At 67.4% G+C, this 17,620-nt stretch carries 19 protein-coding genes; 14 read left to right on the top strand and 5 right to left on the bottom strand.

Translation table 11 applies throughout. The features are described 5' to 3' along the window. Positions 1 to 5: 5 nt before the first annotated feature. The 6 genes from IH25_RS40405 to IH25_RS0101145 all read left to right on the top strand — a co-directional run bounded on the left by IH25_RS40405 (position 6) and on the right by IH25_RS0101145 (position 8,218). Positions 6 to 446, top strand: a complete 441-nt coding sequence (locus IH25_RS40405) for a hypothetical protein (RefSeq protein ID WP_245172652.1) — start codon at positions 6 to 8, stop codon at positions 444 to 446. A 745-nt stretch (positions 447 to 1,191) separates the two neighbouring features. Next, positions 1,192 to 3,126 carry a helix-turn-helix domain-containing protein gene (locus IH25_RS38915; RefSeq protein WP_157846917.1) on the top strand — a complete coding sequence of 645 codons (1,935 nt, stop codon included), beginning with the start codon at positions 1,192 to 1,194 and terminating at the stop codon, positions 3,124 to 3,126. 346 nt (positions 3,127 to 3,472) lie between these two features. Beyond that, positions 3,473 to 4,789: a helix-turn-helix domain-containing protein gene (locus IH25_RS0101160; RefSeq protein WP_167346002.1), complete on the top strand. Its 1,317-nt coding sequence runs from the start codon at positions 3,473 to 3,475 to the stop codon at positions 4,787 to 4,789. Positions 4,790 to 4,893: 104 nt separating this feature from the next. Then, entirely contained in the window at positions 4,894 to 5,874 is a 981-nt protein-coding gene (locus IH25_RS0101155; RefSeq protein ID WP_030601253.1) for an LbetaH domain-containing protein, read from the top strand. A 2-nt stretch (positions 5,875 to 5,876) separates the two neighbouring features. Beyond that, a complete protein-coding gene (locus tag IH25_RS0101150) occupies positions 5,877 to 7,193 on the top strand; it encodes a UDP-N-acetylglucosamine 1-carboxyvinyltransferase (RefSeq protein WP_030601249.1) in 1,317 nt (438 codons plus the stop codon). Continuing rightward, a complete protein-coding gene (locus tag IH25_RS0101145; RefSeq protein WP_030601246.1) occupies positions 7,190 to 8,218 on the top strand; it encodes a serine hydrolase domain-containing protein in 1,029 nt (342 codons plus the stop codon). The genes IH25_RS0101150 and IH25_RS0101145 overlap by 4 nt, the downstream gene beginning before the upstream one ends. A gap of 98 nt (positions 8,219 to 8,316) precedes the next feature. On the opposite strand, the gene IH25_RS0101140 is transcribed toward IH25_RS0101145, so the two are convergent. From IH25_RS0101140 to IH25_RS37195, 4 genes are all read right to left on the bottom strand, one after another. Beyond that, positions 8,317 to 8,664 carry a hypothetical protein gene (locus tag IH25_RS0101140; protein ID WP_030601243.1) on the bottom strand — a complete coding sequence of 116 codons (348 nt, stop codon included), beginning with the start codon at positions 8,662 to 8,664 and terminating at the stop codon, positions 8,317 to 8,319. After that, positions 8,661 to 9,236: a Uma2 family endonuclease gene (locus IH25_RS0101135; protein WP_030601240.1), complete on the bottom strand. Its 576-nt coding sequence runs from the start codon at positions 9,234 to 9,236 to the stop codon at positions 8,661 to 8,663. The genes IH25_RS0101140 and IH25_RS0101135 overlap by 4 nt, the downstream gene beginning before the upstream one ends. A 3-nt stretch (positions 9,237 to 9,239) precedes the next feature. Then, a complete protein-coding gene (locus IH25_RS0101130) occupies positions 9,240 to 10,085 on the bottom strand; it encodes a helix-turn-helix domain-containing protein (RefSeq protein WP_030601237.1) in 846 nt (281 codons plus the stop codon). A gap of 200 nt (positions 10,086 to 10,285) precedes the next feature. Further along, a complete protein-coding gene (locus IH25_RS37195) occupies positions 10,286 to 10,762 on the bottom strand; it encodes an ATP-binding protein (RefSeq protein ID WP_107058293.1) in 477 nt (158 codons plus the stop codon). Between the two features lie 151 nt (positions 10,763 to 10,913). Here IH25_RS37195 and IH25_RS0101120 point away from each other — a divergent pair, with 151 nt between their 5' ends. The 6 genes from IH25_RS0101120 (at position 10,914) to IH25_RS37180 (ending at position 15,523) form a co-directional block, all read left to right on the top strand. Beyond that, complete coding sequence (locus IH25_RS0101120; protein WP_030601232.1) at positions 10,914 to 11,759, top strand: helix-turn-helix domain-containing protein; 846 nt, start codon at positions 10,914 to 10,916, stop codon at positions 11,757 to 11,759. Further along, positions 11,756 to 12,007 (top strand): DUF397 domain-containing protein, encoded by a 252-nt coding sequence (locus IH25_RS0101115; protein ID WP_030601230.1) that lies wholly within the window; start codon positions 11,756 to 11,758, stop codon positions 12,005 to 12,007. Before IH25_RS0101120 ends, IH25_RS0101115 begins: the two co-directional genes overlap by 4 nt. 146 nt (positions 12,008 to 12,153) lie before the next feature. Next, complete coding sequence (locus IH25_RS37190; RefSeq protein ID WP_051753594.1) at positions 12,154 to 12,594, top strand: hypothetical protein; 441 nt, start codon at positions 12,154 to 12,156, stop codon at positions 12,592 to 12,594. 8 nt (positions 12,595 to 12,602) lie between these two features. After that, on the top strand, positions 12,603 to 14,393 hold the full coding sequence (locus IH25_RS0101105) for an alpha/beta hydrolase (RefSeq protein ID WP_030601224.1): 1,791 nt from the start codon (positions 12,603 to 12,605) through the stop codon (positions 14,391 to 14,393). Positions 14,394 to 14,498: 105 nt separating this feature from the next. Continuing rightward, complete coding sequence (locus tag IH25_RS37185; protein ID WP_051753592.1) at positions 14,499 to 15,011, top strand: hypothetical protein; 513 nt, start codon at positions 14,499 to 14,501, stop codon at positions 15,009 to 15,011. A 5-nt stretch (positions 15,012 to 15,016) separates the two neighbouring features. Then, positions 15,017 to 15,523 (top strand): hypothetical protein, encoded by a 507-nt coding sequence (locus IH25_RS37180; protein WP_342447320.1) that lies wholly within the window; start codon positions 15,017 to 15,019, stop codon positions 15,521 to 15,523. Here the strand turns inward: IH25_RS37180 and IH25_RS0101090 are convergent. Further along, positions 15,513 to 16,163: a hypothetical protein gene (locus tag IH25_RS0101090; protein ID WP_030601217.1), complete on the bottom strand. Its 651-nt coding sequence runs from the start codon at positions 16,161 to 16,163 to the stop codon at positions 15,513 to 15,515. The genes IH25_RS37180 and IH25_RS0101090 overlap by 11 nt on opposite strands. A gap of 482 nt (positions 16,164 to 16,645) precedes the next feature. Here IH25_RS0101090 and rpsJ point away from each other — a divergent pair, with 482 nt between their 5' ends. Both rpsJ and rplC read left to right on the top strand, forming a co-directional pair. Beyond that, positions 16,646 to 16,954 carry a 30S ribosomal protein S10 gene (rpsJ, locus tag IH25_RS0101085; RefSeq protein WP_003948644.1) on the top strand — a complete coding sequence of 103 codons (309 nt, stop codon included), beginning with the start codon at positions 16,646 to 16,648 and terminating at the stop codon, positions 16,952 to 16,954. Between the two features lie 16 nt (positions 16,955 to 16,970). Next, positions 16,971 to 17,615, top strand: a complete 645-nt coding sequence (gene rplC, locus IH25_RS0101080; protein WP_030601213.1) for a 50S ribosomal protein L3 — start codon at positions 16,971 to 16,973, stop codon at positions 17,613 to 17,615. The last annotated feature ends 5 nt before the right edge of the window (positions 17,616 to 17,620 follow it).

Genomic DNA, 17,620 nt, shown 5'->3' with positions numbered 1-17,620 from the left:
GGCTGATGGGCACCAGGCGTCCCGACGCGGGTGCCGCCCCCTTGCCGGCCCCGGAGGTCCGGGCGGCCCTCCTGGCGCTTAACGGTCCGGACGTGCCGTACCGCGTGCGCGCCGCCTCGCCCGACGAGAAGGCCGACCTGGTGGCGGAGTGCCGGGTGCCGAGGGTGGGGCTGACCCTTACGGTGCGAATGCGTCTGATCCCCGGGAAACGGGAGGTGCGCGCGCTGGAGGAGCGGTGGGAGAAGCGGACCTCCGGCCAGACCGAGGCGCAGTACGGCCGGGGGCACGCGCCCGCCGTGTACCGGCAGTGGGAGATGCAACGGGGTCCGGACGGCCAGGAGCACCGGGCGGAGGTGTTCCGCTTCGACACCCGGGAGATGACGGACCCCCTACGGGATACGGTCCTCGGCGCGGGCTGGGTGTGGCGGGGGGTGCTCAGGCTTTGAGCGGGGCCTTCATGGCTTCGTCGAGGACGGCGCTCAGTGTCGGTGTTCCTCGCGGCTTCACAACTGCCGATTCCAGCGGCTGATCTATCAGGGCCAACTACGAGGCCCGCGCCTGCCTCGACGCAGGTCAAGGCAGGCGCGCAGATGGCTGACGCACTCCTAATACGTCTGCCTAGGATGCGTTGCACGGTGGCGTCCGAGACTAGCGATCCCTCAAGCAGCGTCCCCGACCAGGCTCCAGCAGGCAAGTTCAACCCGGGACACCTTGGAACGCGCTCGGGGCATAACTCCCTTCGCTCCCCATGGTGACGGCCATGACCAGCGCAAACAGCCGTCAAGCAGTCCTTGGGACAGCTAGGAACGGACTTTTGAATGTCGGATTCCGGTTGGTCCCCGGCGTGCACCGTGGGGCAGTATCTACTGCACACGCCGCACCATTGAGGGCTCCTAACCCTGTAAGCGTGGACTGCGGTGGCGTCCGAGAAAGCCGTCCGTCCTAGAAAGGCTCCATAGTGAGTCGAGGTTCCCGTATCGGTTCGACCATCCCCCGAGCCAAATCATTTGGCATTACTGCGACCGTGGTCATCGTCGTGGTCTTCGTCTTTTGCGGCACAATTCGGGCAAGTCTGTCCACGGCTGGGATTGAGCTGATCACCGCCGTCGTCAGCATGATCTCTGCCCTAATTGGACTTCTCGTTGTGCTGGCATCTCGGCTGAAGTCCCAGAGCGCATGACGAGTTGAGTGATGGAGCGCTACGTTGAGGTATCGACGGCTCCAGTTCGCAGCTTGCGTGATGTGGCGCGACAGCTTGATCTGTCGCGCCACGAAGCTGCACTTTTTTATGGTCAGCTGTCCAAGGTTACCGGATATAGCAAGTCGACATTGCATCGAGCCCTGACAGGTAAACGCTGCCCGTGGGAAGTCGTCGAGGCAATCGCGAATGCGTGCGGCGCAAATGTATCGGAAATTGAAGAAGCGTGGCTTTCAGTGCAAGGTCCTCCTTCACCGGTACCATCAGGGCCTAATCCTAACGCTATAAATACGTGGAAAGATCTCTCCTCGGCAATGCAGGCGCTGCTGACTAGAAGCGGGATGAGCTTGCGGCAACTTGAATCACGAGCAGGTTTTGGGAAGTTGCCGAGAACTACGGTGAACGAGGTTCTCCGGGGTAAGCGTCAACCTCGCGAAGAGATGTTGCTCTCCTTCGTCCGAACGTTGGATGGAGAAGGAGAGTTGTCCGCGTGGACGGCGGCTTGGCGGAGGGTTCGCGCCAGCCGAGGTGCCGGATGGATAAAACCGCATCAGACGATGTTCGTGACACCCTCTCCCCGAATTTTGAGTGTTCTGGGCGACATCGACATGAGTGAGGCCAACTGTTTGGCCGAGCTGGTGGATAACTTTATTGACGCCTGTGTGGAAGACGGCGAGCCGGCAGGGGAAACTCCTAGGATATCGATCAGTTTTGAGAAAGAGGCCGCACAGCGCCGACAGGACGCAGTTGTCATCCGGGATAATGGCCCAGGAATGGATTACGAGACTCTGACGCATGCTGTAGCCCTATCCTGGGTGGGGCGAGCCAGAAAAAAAGGGCTGAGCCTGGGCTTCAGCATGGCCACTGCTCGCCTTGGTCGGCACATTACAATCCGAAGTGCCAAGATTGACAGCCCCGCATGGACGGTAGTTACGATCGATATCCCAAGCATGAACCGCAGCGGAAAATGGGAAGTGCCAGTAGTTTCACAGGAGAAGGTCGAGTCGGGTGATCATGGTACCGAAATCACAATTAGAGGTCTGCGTGAACCTTGGCGGGAGTCCAAAGGGGAAATGTTGTGTGCGCATTTAGGGGACCTATACAGCTATCCGATTAGATCGGGTAGGCTGGCGATTGAAGTGAACGGTCGTCAGGTGAGTCCCCGACGACCGTGCATCTGGGGAGAAAATCGCTCTGTGCCTAGGCGTGGAGGCGATGTCGGCGCGATGGTCAAGATAGATGTCCCGCTTAGTGATGCAGCACTGTGCCTCGACTGTGAACGCCTAAATCCCCTAAATTCAATAGCTTGTGAGTATTGCGAAAACTCTGATCTCGTAGTGCAGCGACGGAGAGTTTGGGGTTGGATTGGCGTCCAACGTTACGCGCACTCAAGCGACTATGGGATCGACTTTGTGCGCAACGGTCGAAAAATCCTTAGGAGGGATAAGAGTCTTTTCAGTTGGAGAGATCCGGAGTCTTCCGTCGCTATCCAAGAGTACCCTTTGGAGCTTGGAAATCGAGGACGGATCGTTGGTGAAATCCACTGCGATCATGTCCCTGTGACTTACAAAAAAGACGATTTCGATCGGAACGGCAACGAGTGGCAAGCGGTTGTGGCAATCGTGCGCGGTGAAGGGCCATTGCGGCCGATTCTTCGCCGAAGGAGCGGTTATCCGGAGAGTAGTAGCCCGCTCTCCGAAATCTTCAAGGGATTCTATCGCAATGATCCGGGCCTTAAGTGGCTAACCCCCGGCGATGGAAGGAGGGCGATTCACTCGCAAACTGTTGAATGGGCGCGTCTTTTTCATGATGGAGTGATGGAATATCAAAGTGATGAAGTGTGGTATCGAGCGGCCCAAGCGCATGATCGAATCGCTACATCTGGCGGATCCGGCTGGGATCCTCATGATCATGTGATGGATGGGTAGCTCGACTATCGGATGGCCAGTTACGAGCCCAGGAGTCGATACCGCCCTGATCAACCATCGCAGAGGGGTGACGGTCGAAGAGCTCCCATCGAGACACAGGTGCTCTGCAACAATGCAACACCAGTCTCCGCCTTGAACTTGGTAGATGAGACGTGATCAGTGCAGGACACGGGCACTGCTGAAACGACTTGGCGGGCGGCGAATAAGCCGTTCGTACTATCAGCAACGCCTGGCCGGTTGAACGACGGTGCTTGCCCTTTTTAGAGTAGGCCCCTGCATCGAGTTCACGCTAGTCGGTACAGTTGCTTACTGTAGCTGTCCGGATACCGAGCGGCGGGGGCAGGCCGTGGCTGGGGGCGAGGTCACCTTCGGCGAGTTCATCGCCAAGTTACGTACGCGCAAGGGCTGGTACCAGCGCGATCTCGCTGCCGAGGCAGGCCGGAGCGAGGAGTGGGTGTCCGGGGTCGAGCGGGGCCTGATCCCGGTCCGCAACGTCGAGATGCTCACCCTCCTCGCACGTGTGCTCGGCACGACCCTGGAAGAACTGCTGGCCCACCCTCGGCCCGTGCGGGCCGCGCCCAGTTCACCTCGACGAAAGGCCAGCTCCGCTAGGCTGACGCCCAGTCCGGCTGCCGAGGAGGATGACGACGAGGTGCGACGCCGTGAACTGCTGGCCGCCGCCGCTGCCGCCGTCTTCACGCCGGTCGTCGGCGCCCCGGCGGCCGCCGCGAGCCCGGCCCCGCTGACCCCGCTGGAAGACCTGCTGCTCTACGGCACCGCCGGCATCCCGGGCCGGCGCGAGCCCACCGCGGCCTCGGTCCACTCCTCGATCATGACCGCACGTCAGGACTTCCGCGCGGCCCGCTACGACGCCCTTGCCCAGGCCCTTCCGGGATGGATCGCCGCAGCTCAGAGCACCGGGTCTGCCGAGGAGTCGGCCCGGAACGTGGCCGCGCTCTACAACATCGCGGCCCGGCTGTGCATCAAGATCGGTGACAACGGGCTGGTCGCCATCACCTCGGACCGGGCCCTGACCGCCGCGCTGGCGGGCGGCGACGGCCTGATCATCGCCGAAGCCCAGCGCATGGTCTCCAGCGCTTGGCGGCGCCAGGGCCATCTGAGCCGGGCCACCGATATCGTGGTCCGCGCGGCCCACGACCTGCAGCGCGACGCGAGCGTCCCCGAGTCGGCCCGCCTGGCCGCCCGGGGCGACCTGTTCGCCACCGCCGCGTACACCGCCGCGAAGCTCGGCGACCGCTCCTACGCGCACTCGCTGATCGGCGAGGCCGCCGACAACGCCCGCGCGGCCGGCCGGGCCTCCGGCCAGGTGGACGGAAGCCAGGGGATTGCCTTGCACCACCTGTCCGTGCACTACGAACTCGGCGACTCCGGGCAGGCGATCGAGCTGGCCCGCACCATCAACCCGGCCGCACTGCCGACCGCCGAGCGCCAGGCCCGGTTCTTCACCGACGTGGCCCGAGTCTTCGACCAGTGGGGCAAACCCGAGCAGGCCTTCCGCGCCCTGCTGGCCGCCGAGCAGGCTGCCCCGCAGGAGATCCGCCGCCGCGCGGTTCGCGAGGTCGCCACCGACCTGCTCCGCCACGACCGCTCGCTGCCCGGCATCCGCGACTTCGCCGCCCGATCCGGAGTGCAACTCGGCTGAGCCGTAATCGGCTTACGGGCCCGTAAGCCGATTACGGATCCGGTCTTCGCCGGAGCCTTTCACTGGGGACACTCACTCCCGTCCCCGTTGAGGAAAACCCGCGTATGCCGACGAACAGTCCTTCCGCCCCGGCCGTCTGCGGCCCGCCCTACGGCGACCGGCTCGGCGGCTTTCTGATCGCCTCCTGGGCGGTGCTGCACGTCCCCGTGCTCGTGCTGCTCGGCCTGGTCGCCCACCAGGCCGAGCCGGCCGCGCCCTCGGTGGCCCCGGCCGCCACCACCCCGGGCCTACCCCTGGTTCAGGTCCGGCACCTCTTCACTCGCTCGTCCGAGAGGAGAACAGCCATGCACAACATCACCGGAGCCCCCACGGTCAGCGCCGAGTTCACGCGCGCGGACTACCGCACCACCCCCGAGTACTACTTCGAGACCGAGCGCGTCACCGACCCGGTCGTACTGCGCCTGCTCGATCTGTGCCCGACCGTGTTCGGCCTCAAGAAGGCGGTGGCCGACCTGCTCGCCGGCCGGAACGGGATCGCCCTGCCCGCCTCGGAGGGAGTCATCGAGCCCGGCGCGACCGTCCGAGGCGAGGTGATCGTGGCGGCTGGAGCCGTCATCGCCGAGGGCGCGTTCGTCACCGGCCCCGTGCTGGTCTGCCCCGGTGCGGTGATCGAGGCCGGCGCCCGCGTGCGGGACAACTGCGTCATCGGTCCCGGCTGCCGGATCGGCTTCGGCGCCGAGGTCACCCGCTCCCTGCTGGTCGGTGGCGTCTTCATGAAGCACACCAGCTTCGTCGGCGACTCCGTCCTCGGGCTGGGCGTCAACATCGGCGCCTTCGTCTCCACCACGGGCCTGCGGGTCACCTCCGGCCCGGTCACCGAGCCGGCCACCGAGGAGGTGTGCGCCCACTTGGACGGGCACCGCATCGCCACCGGCCAGACCAAGTGCGGTGCCGTCATCGGTGACGGCGTCATCATTCCAGCCGGCACAGTCCTGCAGCCCGCCACCCTGATCGGTCCCCACACCATGCTTTACCCCAAGACCCAGGTCGGGGGCTTCTTCCCTGCCGGTAGCCAAGGAAGGTGACCATGGACGAGCAGCCCAACCTGCCGCCCGCCACCGACTCCCGTGCAGTCCACATCACCGGCGGCCACCGCATGGAGGGCACGGTGACGGTCCAGGGCAGCAAGAACATCGCCCTGCACCTGTACGCCGCCGCCCTGCTCGCGGACGAGCCGCTGACCCTGACCGGTGCCCCGGAGATCCTGGACACCCTGGTCTGCGCGGAGATCCTGAACGACACCGGCACCCCGGCCAAGGTCGTCGGCGACCGCTTCGAGACCACCCCGGCTGCCGCCAGGTACCCGGTCATCCCCGACCGGCTCGGCCGCCGCGTCCGCACCACCGCCGTCATGGCCGCCGCCCTGCTCGCCCGCGCCGGACAGGTCAGCTTCCCGCTGCCGGGCGGCGATGCCTTCTGCCGCCGCCTGATCGACCGCCACCTCGCGGCGATGGAGGCCGCCGGCGCCACCGTGGCCGTGACCGGCACCGAGGTGAAGGCCCGCATCACCAGGCCGGGACGGGCGCTCTTCACCACCGACGTGAACACCCGCTCCTGGGGCCCGAGCCTGGGCGCCACCGTCACCGCGATGCTGCTGGCCGCCCGGACCAGGGGCACATCGACCATCCTCAACCCCAGCGTCGAACCGGAGGTGCTGGTCACCGCCTCGGTGCTGGCGGCCGGCGGGGTCGGCATCACCTGGGAGGGCACCACCGCCCTGCACGTCACCGGCACCGACCGGATCACCGGAGGCACCTTCCAGGTCCCGCCGGACCGGCTGGAGGCCGCCACCCTCGCCCTGGCCGCCGCCGTCACCGGCGGCACCGTCCAACTCGACAACTTCCCGACCACCGCGTTTCCCACGGGCCTGGTGGCCGTCTTCGCCGACGCCGGGATCGAGCTGGCCCCGGTCAACGGCGGCACCCTCGCCCGCTGCCCAGCCGGCCCGAAGGCCGTACACGTGGCCACCGGCCCCCACCCCGGCTTCCCCACCGACGCGCAGCCCCAGCTGACCGCCTTCCTCACCCAGGGCCCCGGCACCTCAAGGATCGAGGAACGCGTCTACACCGACCGCACCACCCACGTTGGCCCGCTGCGGGCCCTCGGCGCCGCCGTCAACACCGACGGCGCCACGATCACCGTCCGCGGCCCCGCCCCGCTGGCCGCCGCCGACGTGGCCGGGGAGGACATCCGGGCGGCCACCGCCGCGCTGATCGCCGCCCTCGCAGCCGAGGGCACCTCTACGATCCGAGGCATGTACCACCTGCGACGCGGCTACGGCACCCTGCTGCCCAAACTCGTCTCGCTCGGTGCCAAGCTGACGATTGATCAGGAGTCGCCGTGACCACCTCGTGGAAGCCCGCCCCGCTCGCCGGCCTGCGTGAGTGCCTGGAGCTGACGACCGCCGACGGGACCGTGCCCGGCGGCGTCATCGCCCACGGCGCCCTCGACGGGGATCCCGGCTTCCTGACGGCGGGGGTCGTCGCACCCGAGTGCGGTGCCGCCCGCCCCGGCCCGGACACCGTGTACGACGTGGCCTCCCTGACCAAGGTGGTCGCCACCTGGCCGCTCATCGGCACCACCGGCATCGACCTCGAAACCCCGGTCCACACTTTCCTGCCCACGGTCACGGCCGAGGCGCCGGGCGGTCAGGTGACGGTGGGACAGATCCTCGCCCACACCACCGGGCTGCGGCCCGACACCCGCCTCGACCAGTACCGGAACCGGACCGAGGACCTGGCTGCCCTGATCTGCGGCGAAGACCTGATCGCCTGCCCCGGCACCGGGCACCGCTACATCAACCGCGGGTTCATCCTCGCCGGCCTCCTGCTCGCCCAGGTCACCGGCCGCCGCCTGGACGAGCTGGCCGCCGACCTGTGGACCCGGCTCGGCATGCCCAGCACCGGCTACGGGCCGATCGGCCGGTCCAGCCGGGTCGCGCCGACCGAACAGCGGCTCGCCGGGGCCCCACGGCTGTGGGGGATCCCGCATGACGACAACGCGGCCCTGCTGGGCGGCGTCGCCGGACACGCGGGCGTCTTCACCACCGCCGCCGACCTGGCCACCTATGCGACCGCCCAGCTGGCCGGGCACCGCGATGACACCGAGCTGGGCCGCTGGCTGGCCCGCAGCATGGTCCCGCAGGCCGCGATCGAGCCGGGCCTGGACCGGGGCCTGGCCTGGATCCTCACCGCAGACGGCCGGGTGGCCTACCACCACGGCTTCACCGGCACCAGCCTCTACCTGTCCCCGGCCACCGGCCGCTACCTGGTGATCTGCACCAATGCGGTCTACCACCACCAGGACAACCGCACCCGCCTCGCGCCCTTGCGGGACCTCGCCCTCAAGGCGATCACCGCCGAACCCTAGGGAGCAGCCGGCCGTGGCTCCGACCACGCCGGCACCCCTGACCTCCCTGCGGCTACGACCAGGCGGACCGGCCGGGACTTGGTACTCCACTTCCCGGCTCACGTCCGGGCTGCCTTCATGGCTTTGTCGAGGACGGCGCTCAGTTCCTTCAATGCCTCCTGCGCGATGACGGGGTCCTCGTGTTCCAGGTTCGACTGTGCGCGGGTGTAACGGGAGGTTATGCCTGGGCGGCGCACGATCTCGATGTCTCTGGCCCACATCAGGACCCAGCTCTGTACCGGGCTCAGGGACTGCCATTCGACCGCCTTGGCGAAGGCGTCGTCCTTCGTGGCCTGCATCTCGTTGAGGCGGTCGGGAGCCAGCACGGTGAGGGCCGCGCGGAGGGCATCAGGAGTCGGCGCGGGGCGGGGGATCAGCTCGTGCCCGTGGTCGGCTCGCGTGTTCATGTCTTCCGGTCGTGCAGCGGCAGGCCCTGGGTCGGGATCGTCCAGTCGGCGATCGTCACGTCCTCGCCGTAGACGAAGTCCTTCCGGGTGGCGTAGCGCGGGCCGGAAGGGGTGGGGTGGATGTCCGTGAAGACGGCGCCCGTGCCGGTGCGCGGATCGAAGACCGCGTAGACGGGGATGCCCATCAGGGCGTAGTCGCGGACCTTCCCCACCCAGTCGTTGTCCGGGTTGGAGCGGGAGACGATCTCGATGGCGGCGAGGACGGTACGGGGGTCGATGGAGCCTTCGGTGTCGAGGTCTTCCCAGGCGATCACCATGACGTCGGGGTGTCGCAGAATCGCCTCGGGCTCGTCCTCCACGTCCGGTGTGCCGGTATGGGCCAGCAGCTCGTCCGGCATGACCTTCTCCAGGCGTCTACGGAGAAGCGCCCGCGTCAGCTCGTGGTGGCCGTTGGGCGAGACCAGGTCGCGGACGATTCCTTCCCGGGTGATCTCGAACTTGCCGGGGAGGGTGTCGTCGATCGACTGGAGGACATCACGCATGGCTCGGTAGCGGTCGCGCGGCGCCTTCATGCTCTACGCGGCTTCCAGCACGGCGGTCCGGCAGTCGCGGCAGTGGCCGGGGTTCGGGGAGCGGAAGGCTCGGTCGCAGGTCTCGCAGGTCTGGAGGGGGTGGCGGGCCGGTGGGGGTGGCTCGGGGGTGCGGTAAGGGGGAAGCGGGGGGAGGCCCGTCGTCAGGCGGTGGGCCAGGAGGGCGGCCGGGCGGGTCAGGGGGGCCGGTGGGAGGTTGGTGGTCAGGGCCTCGCGTACCGCCGTGGGGGGCACGTCGCGTTCCAGCCAGGCCGCGACCCCGGGCGCCAGGTGTTCGGCCTCCGTGGCGGAGAGGAGCAGGCGGGGGTCCCTGCGGCGTAGACCGGCCAGGACGTCCGTGGCCGAGCGGAGTAGCTCCGGGGAGGGGTACGCGGGCTTCGGTACCGCCGGGAGGGCCGTACGCCGGGATTGTTGCCGACGCCGGGGTGCGGGTGGTTCCTCGGCGCGGCGGCCGGGCTGGTTGCAGGAGATCGTGCGGGTGATGATCCGGCCGCCGGGGACGCGGGTGCGTTCGCGGCGCAGGTAGCCGTGGGTCTCCAGCTCCCGCAAAGCCGCCGCGATGCGGATCGCGCCCTCGGGAAACCGGGCGGCCAGGGTCTTGATGTCGACGCGGGCGCCGGACGGCAGCGACTGGATGTGGCACGCCAGGCCGATCGCGAGCAGGGACAACTCCGCGTGCTGGACCAGGTGGTTGCCGATCACCGTGAAGCGGGTGGTGTGGCGGGTGTGGTCGTGGACGAGTCCGCCGGTGTGACGGCCCCGGTTCGGGTGGTTGTTGGCGGTAACTCGGGACTGGGCGCGCGCGGGCGCGCTAGGGTCTTCGGTATCCATCGGGAAGTTGATGCCTTCCTCGGTGGTCAGGCCCTCGCATTGGGATCGCTACTCCCGGCGAGGGCCGACGCATGTCTGCGGTGGTGTTGCGCTGAGCGTAGGGCAGACAACCAGCCCCAAATCCAGCCAAGTTGGTGATGTTCACCCCCGCGAGTGAGTTTGGGCCGTGGGCGGGAGGGGTGGGGCTTGGTGGGGTTCTTTCACCCTGGTGTTCCTTGGGTAGTGGCCGCCCGCGTCACCGGAGCACGGCCCGCCGGGTCCCGGTGGGAGAGGGTCACCTCGGCCCACACCGTCTTGCGCGGGCGACGGCCCACGGCTACGCCCCACTTGTCGGCCAGCGCCTCCACGAGGAGCAGTCCGCGCCCGGCCTCGCCGTCCTCGCTCGGGGGGCGTTGCCGGGGGAAGCGGTCGTCGCGGGTGTCGGTGACCTCGATACGGAGCGTGTGGCCGACGACGTAGATCAGGAGCTGGAAGTCCCGGCCGGGTACGCGACCGTGCGTGACGGCGTTCGCCGCCAGCTCGGCGACGATCTGCGTCACCTGCTCCACCGGCAGCGCCCACGACCGCAGATGCTGTTCGGCGAGCAGCCGGGCGAGTCGGGCACCGCGGGGTGTGGGGGACAGCCGGATGTCGAAGGTGGGGATGTGGCCGGTGAGGTGGTTTTCAGGGGCACCCATTTCTTGGTTCACATCACAGAGCGTGGCGAAGGCTGGTTCCGTAGGGGAGTGACAACGCCTGTACGTACAGTCACTGTCTCCCGTTTTGTCTCGGCTGTCTCGGCTGTCTCCGGCGTTGTACGGGTACGACTGCGCGCCGAAGGAGGAGCCAATGGGTGAGGGTGTGGACGAGGCCGGTTGGGACGTCGAGCCGGGCGACGAGATCGAGCCGGTGGTCCAGGCGGTGGGCCGACTGCTCAGGGTCTGCCGCGAGTCGGCCGGTGTGAGCGTCCCCGAACTGGCGGAGGCCCTGGGCTACGGCGAGGACATGATCCGCAAGATCGAACGCGGGGCGCGTATCCCGAGGCCCGAGTTCCTGGACAACGCGGACACGTTCCTGAAGGCACAGGGGCATCTACGGGCCTTCCGGGAGGACATGAGGAAGGCGCGGTATCCGAAGAAGGTACGGGAGCTGGCGGAGCTGGAGGGGCGTGCGGTGGAGATGCTCCTCTATAGCAACCACAACATCCATGGGCTGTTGCAGACGGAGGAGTACGCGCGAGCGCTGCTTCGCACTTGGCGCCCGGCTTACTCGCCCGACCAGTTGGAGCGCATGGTGGGTGCCCGGATGGCCCGCAAGTCCGTCTTCGACCGCTCGCCCGCACCCGAGCTGAGTTTCGTCCAGGAAGAGGTGACGCTGCGACGCCCGGTCGGAGACAGAATGGTGCTGCGTCGACAACTCGAACACATGCTGGAGGTGGCCCAGTTGCCGTTCGTAGAGCTTCAGGTGATGCCGACCAGTCGCGCGAATCACCCTGGCACGGGAGGCCGCATCCAAGTGCTGAAGTTCGCTGATGGTACGGGAATGGGTCGTACCGACGGTGACTTCTCGGGCCGACCCGTCTCGAACCCGAGGCAGCTCCGCGTCCTCGACCTGCGCTATGGCATCATCCGGGCTCAGGCGCTCCCACCAGAGGAGTCTCTGGACATCATCGAGAAAGCGCTGGGAGAACTATGAGCACCCCGGAACTCCGCTGGTTCAAGAGCAGCTACAGCAGCAGCAGTAACGGCAACGACTGCATCGAGGCGGCTCTCACCTGGTCCAAGAGCAGCTACAGCGACAGCAGCAACGGACACGACTGCCTCGAAGTAGCCCCCACCCCCTCCACCATCCACATCCGCGACTCCAAGAACGCCGACGGCCCCTGCCTCACCGTCGCCCCGGCCGCCTGGGCCGACTTCGTGGCCCACGCTGCGCGCGGCTGACGCCAGGGCTCGTGGGTCAGCTGCCCCGCGTGGAAGTGAGTAGTCGTACTCAGGCGTCCGAGACGTCGCACTCCTAAGCTGATCCACCGCGAGGTCGGCAGGATCGTCAGGCGCGTACAGCGCTGTCACTGCGCCAGGGGGCATTGATGGTGTGGGAAGAATGGGAGCAGCTCAAGGCCGGGGCGGCCCAGCGGATGCAGATCGACCATCTGGCCGATCCAGGAGGCGGGGGGTCGAGTGGTGCGCCCGGGGGAACAGGTCCTGATCTGAAGGCGTCGCAGGGGCCGTGGACCAGGGCCTCCGGCGTCGCACAGGATTTACGGACTGCAACGGACGCGTCGTTACGGGAGCTCAAGAGCGCTCACGACGGTGTCGCGTCCGGGACCGACGGTTTCGAGAGCAGCACCGCGCTGGTCGAGATCCAGGCGACCTGGGAGAAGCGGCTGACCTCGGTGTGTGACGAGTGCGGTCGGCTGCACGGTGCGCTCGCCAAGACCGGTCGCGATTTCGGTGAACTCGACCCCGCTGTCGCCGGGAAGGTCAATGGCGTCCCCACCGGTGGTGGGAAGCCCGACTGGGCGCGGTGAGGCGGACCATGCTCACATGGCAGCAGTTACGTGACGCGAAGTTCACCGAGTACGAGGACGCGGCTGACGGGTGGAGCGCGGTCAGCAACCGGGCCGATGCCGCACGCGCCAGGGTCGACCGGGATATGGCCGCCCCCCTCCGCGCGACGCAGCAGGGCGAGGCGCTGACGTCGGCGGAGCGCGATCTGACCAGGTTAGGCCGGAACTACCAGTACATCCACAGCGAGTGCGGGCTCGTACGCACCACTTTGAACGCCGTTGCCTCGGAACTCGCCGCCGTCCAGAAGAAACTGAAGCAGGCCCTCGATGACGCGGCCGGCCTCGGATTCACGGTTCACGAGGATGGCTCGGTCGAGTACCCGCGGAGCACCGAGTTACCCGGTTCGCCCGGCGCGGCATCCGGAACCGGTGATGCCAAGCCGGGCGCCCCGGTCCCCTTCCTGCCCGGCGCGGGGGAAGCCGGTGGTGACCCGAACAAGGGCAAGGCGGAGGACATCGCCGAGCGCATCTCGCAGGCGGTGAACAGCGCGATCGAGATCGACAACCGGTATGCCGGCACCCTGCGCAAGCTCAAGGCGCCGGACGGCCTCGCCGTGACAGACGACATGCTCATGGACGAGGCCCGCGACATGGGCGACGTCCAGCAGGCGGTCGGCAGTTACCTCGGCAAAGAGGGCATCCCGGATGGAAAGTCCCCCGCCGACAACAAGAAATGGTGGGAAAGTCTCACAGAGGAGCAGCGTGAGGGGTACCAGACGCTGTATCCCGCGGAGATCGGCGCGCTCGACGGACTGCCGAGCGCGGTCCGTGACTCGTCCAACCGGATCGTGCTCGACGAGGCGCGCGCACAGGTGCAGCAGAAGCTCGACGCGCTGGGGCCGGAGCCACCGAAGACGATCTACACGGCGGCCGGCGCGGTTCATAACCCCGAGTGGACCGCCTGGGAGGCCATGGGCGGCAGCAAGTACAAAGGCCAGCTCGAGGGCATGAAAGCGATCCAGTCCCGCTTCGACCGGACCGGCGTCGACGACCTGCCCCCGGCCTATCTGCTGGGCTTCGACCTCAAAGGCAATGGTCATGTCATCCTGGCCAATGGCAACCCTGACACGGCGGACAATACGGTGGTGTACGTACCGGGTACCAAGTCCAAGCTGGCGGGAGCCCGCGGTGACATCGGACGCATGCAGGAGATATGGGACGCCAGTCATCAACTGTCGCCTGGGAAGTCCACCGCCACCATCACCTGGATCGGATACGACGCCCCGCAAAGCATCGTTCCCGAGGCCATGGAGAAACACTGGGCCTACGAGGGAGCGCCCAAGCTCAACAACTTCCTGGACGGACTGCAAACGGTCCAGGGAGGTCCGGATGCCAGCCACACTACTGTCATCGGCCACAGCTACGGATCAACCACCGTGGGCGCCGCGTCGAAGGCCCCGGGACACCTGGCCGCAGACGATATCGTCGTCGCGGGCAGTCCCGGCATGCTGGTCGGCGACGCGAACGATCTGGACGTCGGCAAAGACCAAGTGTGGTCTCTCGCCGCGCGCAACGACGCGGTGCCGTTAGGAGGCAAGGTCGCTGGCCTCGGCGGATACAAATGGGACGTCGAGACCTGGCACGGCTTGCCGTACAACGCCGGCTACGTGCAAACGGTGCCATCCGACGAAGCGTTCGGCGCGCATCGAATGGCTGTCGACACGAGTGGTCACAGTGGCTACTGGAAGGAAGATTCGACCAGCCTTCAGAATCAGGCAGCCGTGGTCACGGGCCGGTACAACCAAGTAGTGGATCCGTAGGTGAGGTCGATGATCAGCCCAGCAAAGAAGCGGTATCGGAGCGCCTTCACCGGCTTTATTGCCGCACTAACGATCTCTTTCATAACGGCAGGATGTTCGAAGACAGTGGATGACAACGGACACTCTCCTTCCGCTCACGGATCCTTCAGCGAGAAGGCCGACTCGACGTACCCCACGCTGGACGTGGACAAGGCTCGCGACAAGGCGAAGGCCGCTTCCAGCGAGATCTTCGACATGATCGGCATCCACGGGGGCAAGGCGACCGAGCGGGGCCCCGCTGTCTCGCTCTGCGACGAGGACTCCGAACACCTCTACAAGACCCGCCATCCCTGGTCGGTCTACGGTGTCTCGGAGGACGAACTGAAGGCGGGCTTCCAGCGTCTCCGGGAGGAGTTGCCCAAGAAGGGCTGGAAGATCGTCGACTACGGACCCGCCAACAGCGAGGCCAAGTCGCCGTCCCTCACGGCGGACTCGGAGAAGGACCGGTTCTCGGTGAACGCCGTTTTGATGGTGTCCACCCCCAGTAACCCGCACGAAAAGGAACCGCTGCTCTCGGTGACTGTCGTCTCCGGTTGCTGGCGAGCACCCGAGGGTACAGACCTCGGCACCCAATACTGATCGACATGAGCCGGCCGCGACCGCTTCACCGGCACCAGATACCCCGGCCCATCCCGCCCCGCCCCGCCTCGGAGGTACGCGCCGCCCTGCTCGCCGTAGGCGGGCCCGACGTGCCGTATGTCGTGCGGGAGGGGCACACCGGCGGTGCCGATCTGGTGGCGGAGTGGCGGATCCGGGAGCCCGCCTGGCACGGCTTCTTCGCGCGGGCCAAGGTGAGCCGGTCCCTGGAGACACGGATGCGGCTGGTCCCGGAGAAGCGGGAGGTGCGCGCGCTCGACCGGGAGTGGGAGGTCACCTGGGTCGGCGACAGGCCCAGGCTGGTCCTGTCGGCGGAGTACTCCCGGGGGCAGGTCAGGTCCGTGTCCCGGAGCTGGACGGTCGATCGGGGGCCCGACGGGAAGATCCGGTTCACGGAGGACTACCGCTTCGACACCGCCGAGATGAAGACGCCCTTGCAGGAGGCGGTGCTCGGTGCCGGGTGGACCTGGCGCGGGGCGCTCTTCAGGCTCTGATCCGCTCGCCGTTCCCGCTCCGCAGGACCGCCAGTGCGTAAGCCACCCGGGCGTCCAGGCCCCGGGGATCGTGGCGGTACGCCTTGCTCACGCCCCGGTAGTCCAGGACCGTGCCGGTGCCGGGGGCGTGCCAGCGGGTGCGGGCGGGGCGGCCGAAGGTGAAGTCGTCCGGGCTGCCGTCGAAGAAGGAGTACACCGTCGCGCAGAGCACCCACAGCAGCCAGGCGGGCGCCGTGACCACGTAGAGCAGCCAGGCGTACCAGGTGCCCGCCTTGCCCGTGATCCGCCGGGACGGATGGGCGACCTGCGCGGTCCAGCGGGTCCGGCGGGGCCAGGGCAGCAGGCGGCCGGGGCGGCGGGTGACGCGGGCCAGGGGTGTGCCGTCGGGCGCGTGGACGTCGTGGGCGTCCGGGCCGGCGGGGGTGACGGAACACAGCGGGCGGTCGTCCGGGGCGGTGTGGATCCAGAGCGTGTGCCCGGCCGTACGGGAGGCGTAGACCCGGGCCAGCGGGATGTTCCCGGAGCGGTGGCGGACCGTCGCGGCCCGCTCCGCGTCGGGGGGCAGGTGCGCCGGGACGGGGGCGGACAGGGGTATCGGATTGTCCGTCGAGATCACGAAGGAGTACGGGGAGTCGTGCACGGTGACATCTTCCGCGCCGGCGATCTTGACCCGGTAGTCCGGACGCGGCACACCGGCGCTGCGGTTTGACCTACGTCACCTTCGGGGTAATCTCTTCGGCCCGATTGGCACTGTGCCTGCCCCGTATGGCAGACTGTCGGAGTTGCTCGGTCGAGTGTTGATGCTGCGCGCCTCCCGCCGGGAGGACCGGAAGCGAGTCCCACAGTACTCGTCGTCCTAACTGCCCTCGGGCAGCACTGGGGCGGACGTACGGGAATCTTCCGGGAAGCGTGGGCGCGATACCGGCCAGGCACCCGGTGGGCCCGAGGTCCCCGGTCCGCGGTTCCGGAAGGGCCGTGTCAATCCCGCAGGGATGTTCGGACAAGGGACATTCATGTCAGCGGGAGCGCGACACGCCCGACCGCGTGGGTCGGAGAGTGAAGGGTCACGCACGAGGAACACCGGGTTCCAGAGCGTTAGAGAGACAGGACTACTGAGTAGCCATGGCGGGACAGAAGATCCGCATCCGGCTCAAGGCCTACGACCACGAGGTCATCGACTCCTCGGCGAAGAAGATCGTCGAGACGGTGACCCGCACTGGTGCGTCGGTCGCGGGCCCGGTGCCGCTGCCCACTGAGAAGAACGTGTACTGCGTCATCAAGTCGCCGCACAAGTACAAGGACTCGCGCGAGCACTTCGAGATGCGCACGCACAAGCGCCTGATCGACATCCTCGACCCGACCCCCAAGACCGTTGACTCTCTGATGCGACTCGACCTCCCGGCCGGTGTCGACATCGAGATCAAGCTCTGAGGCTGGTGGGCTGAGAATGGCTAAGCAGATCAAGGGCATCCTGGGCGAGAAGCTCGGCATGACGCAGGTGTGGGACGAGAACAACCGTGTTGTTCCGGTCACCGTCGTCAAGGCCGGCCCCAACGTCGTGACCCAGGTTCGTACCAACGACGTCGACGGCTACGAGTCGGTCCAGATCGCCTTCGGCGAGATCGACCCGCGCAAGGTGAACAAGCCCCTCAAGGGTCACTTCGCCAAGGCCGACGTCACCCCCCGTCGCCACCTCGTCGAGATCCGCACCGCGGACGCCTCCGAGTACACGCTGGGCCAGGAGATCACCGCTGCGGTGTTCGAGGCCGGCGTGAAGGTCGACGTCACCGGCAAGAGCAAGGGCAAGGGCTTCGCCGGTGTCATGAAGCGTCACAACTTCGGTGGCCTCGGCGCCGGTCACGGCACCCAGCGCAAGCACCGCTCCCCCGGCTCCATCGGTGGCTGTGCCACCCCGGGCCGTGTGTTCAAGGGCCTCCGCATGGCGGGTCGCATGGGCAACGAGCGGGTCACCACCCAGAACCTGACCGTCCACGCCGTTGACGCGGAGAAGGGTCTGCTGCTCATCAAGGGCGCGGTTCCCGGTCCGAACGGCGGCCTCGTCCTGGTCCGCACCGCGGCCAAGGGGGCCTGAGGTAA

The sequence above is a fragment of the Streptomyces achromogenes subsp. achromogenes genome (assembly GCF_000720835.1).
Lineage (GTDB): Bacteria > Actinomycetota > Actinomycetes > Streptomycetales > Streptomycetaceae > Streptomyces > Streptomyces achromogenes.
The sequence above is the reverse complement of the archived record's forward strand: the minus strand, read 5'-3'. Positions and strand labels throughout refer to the sequence as shown.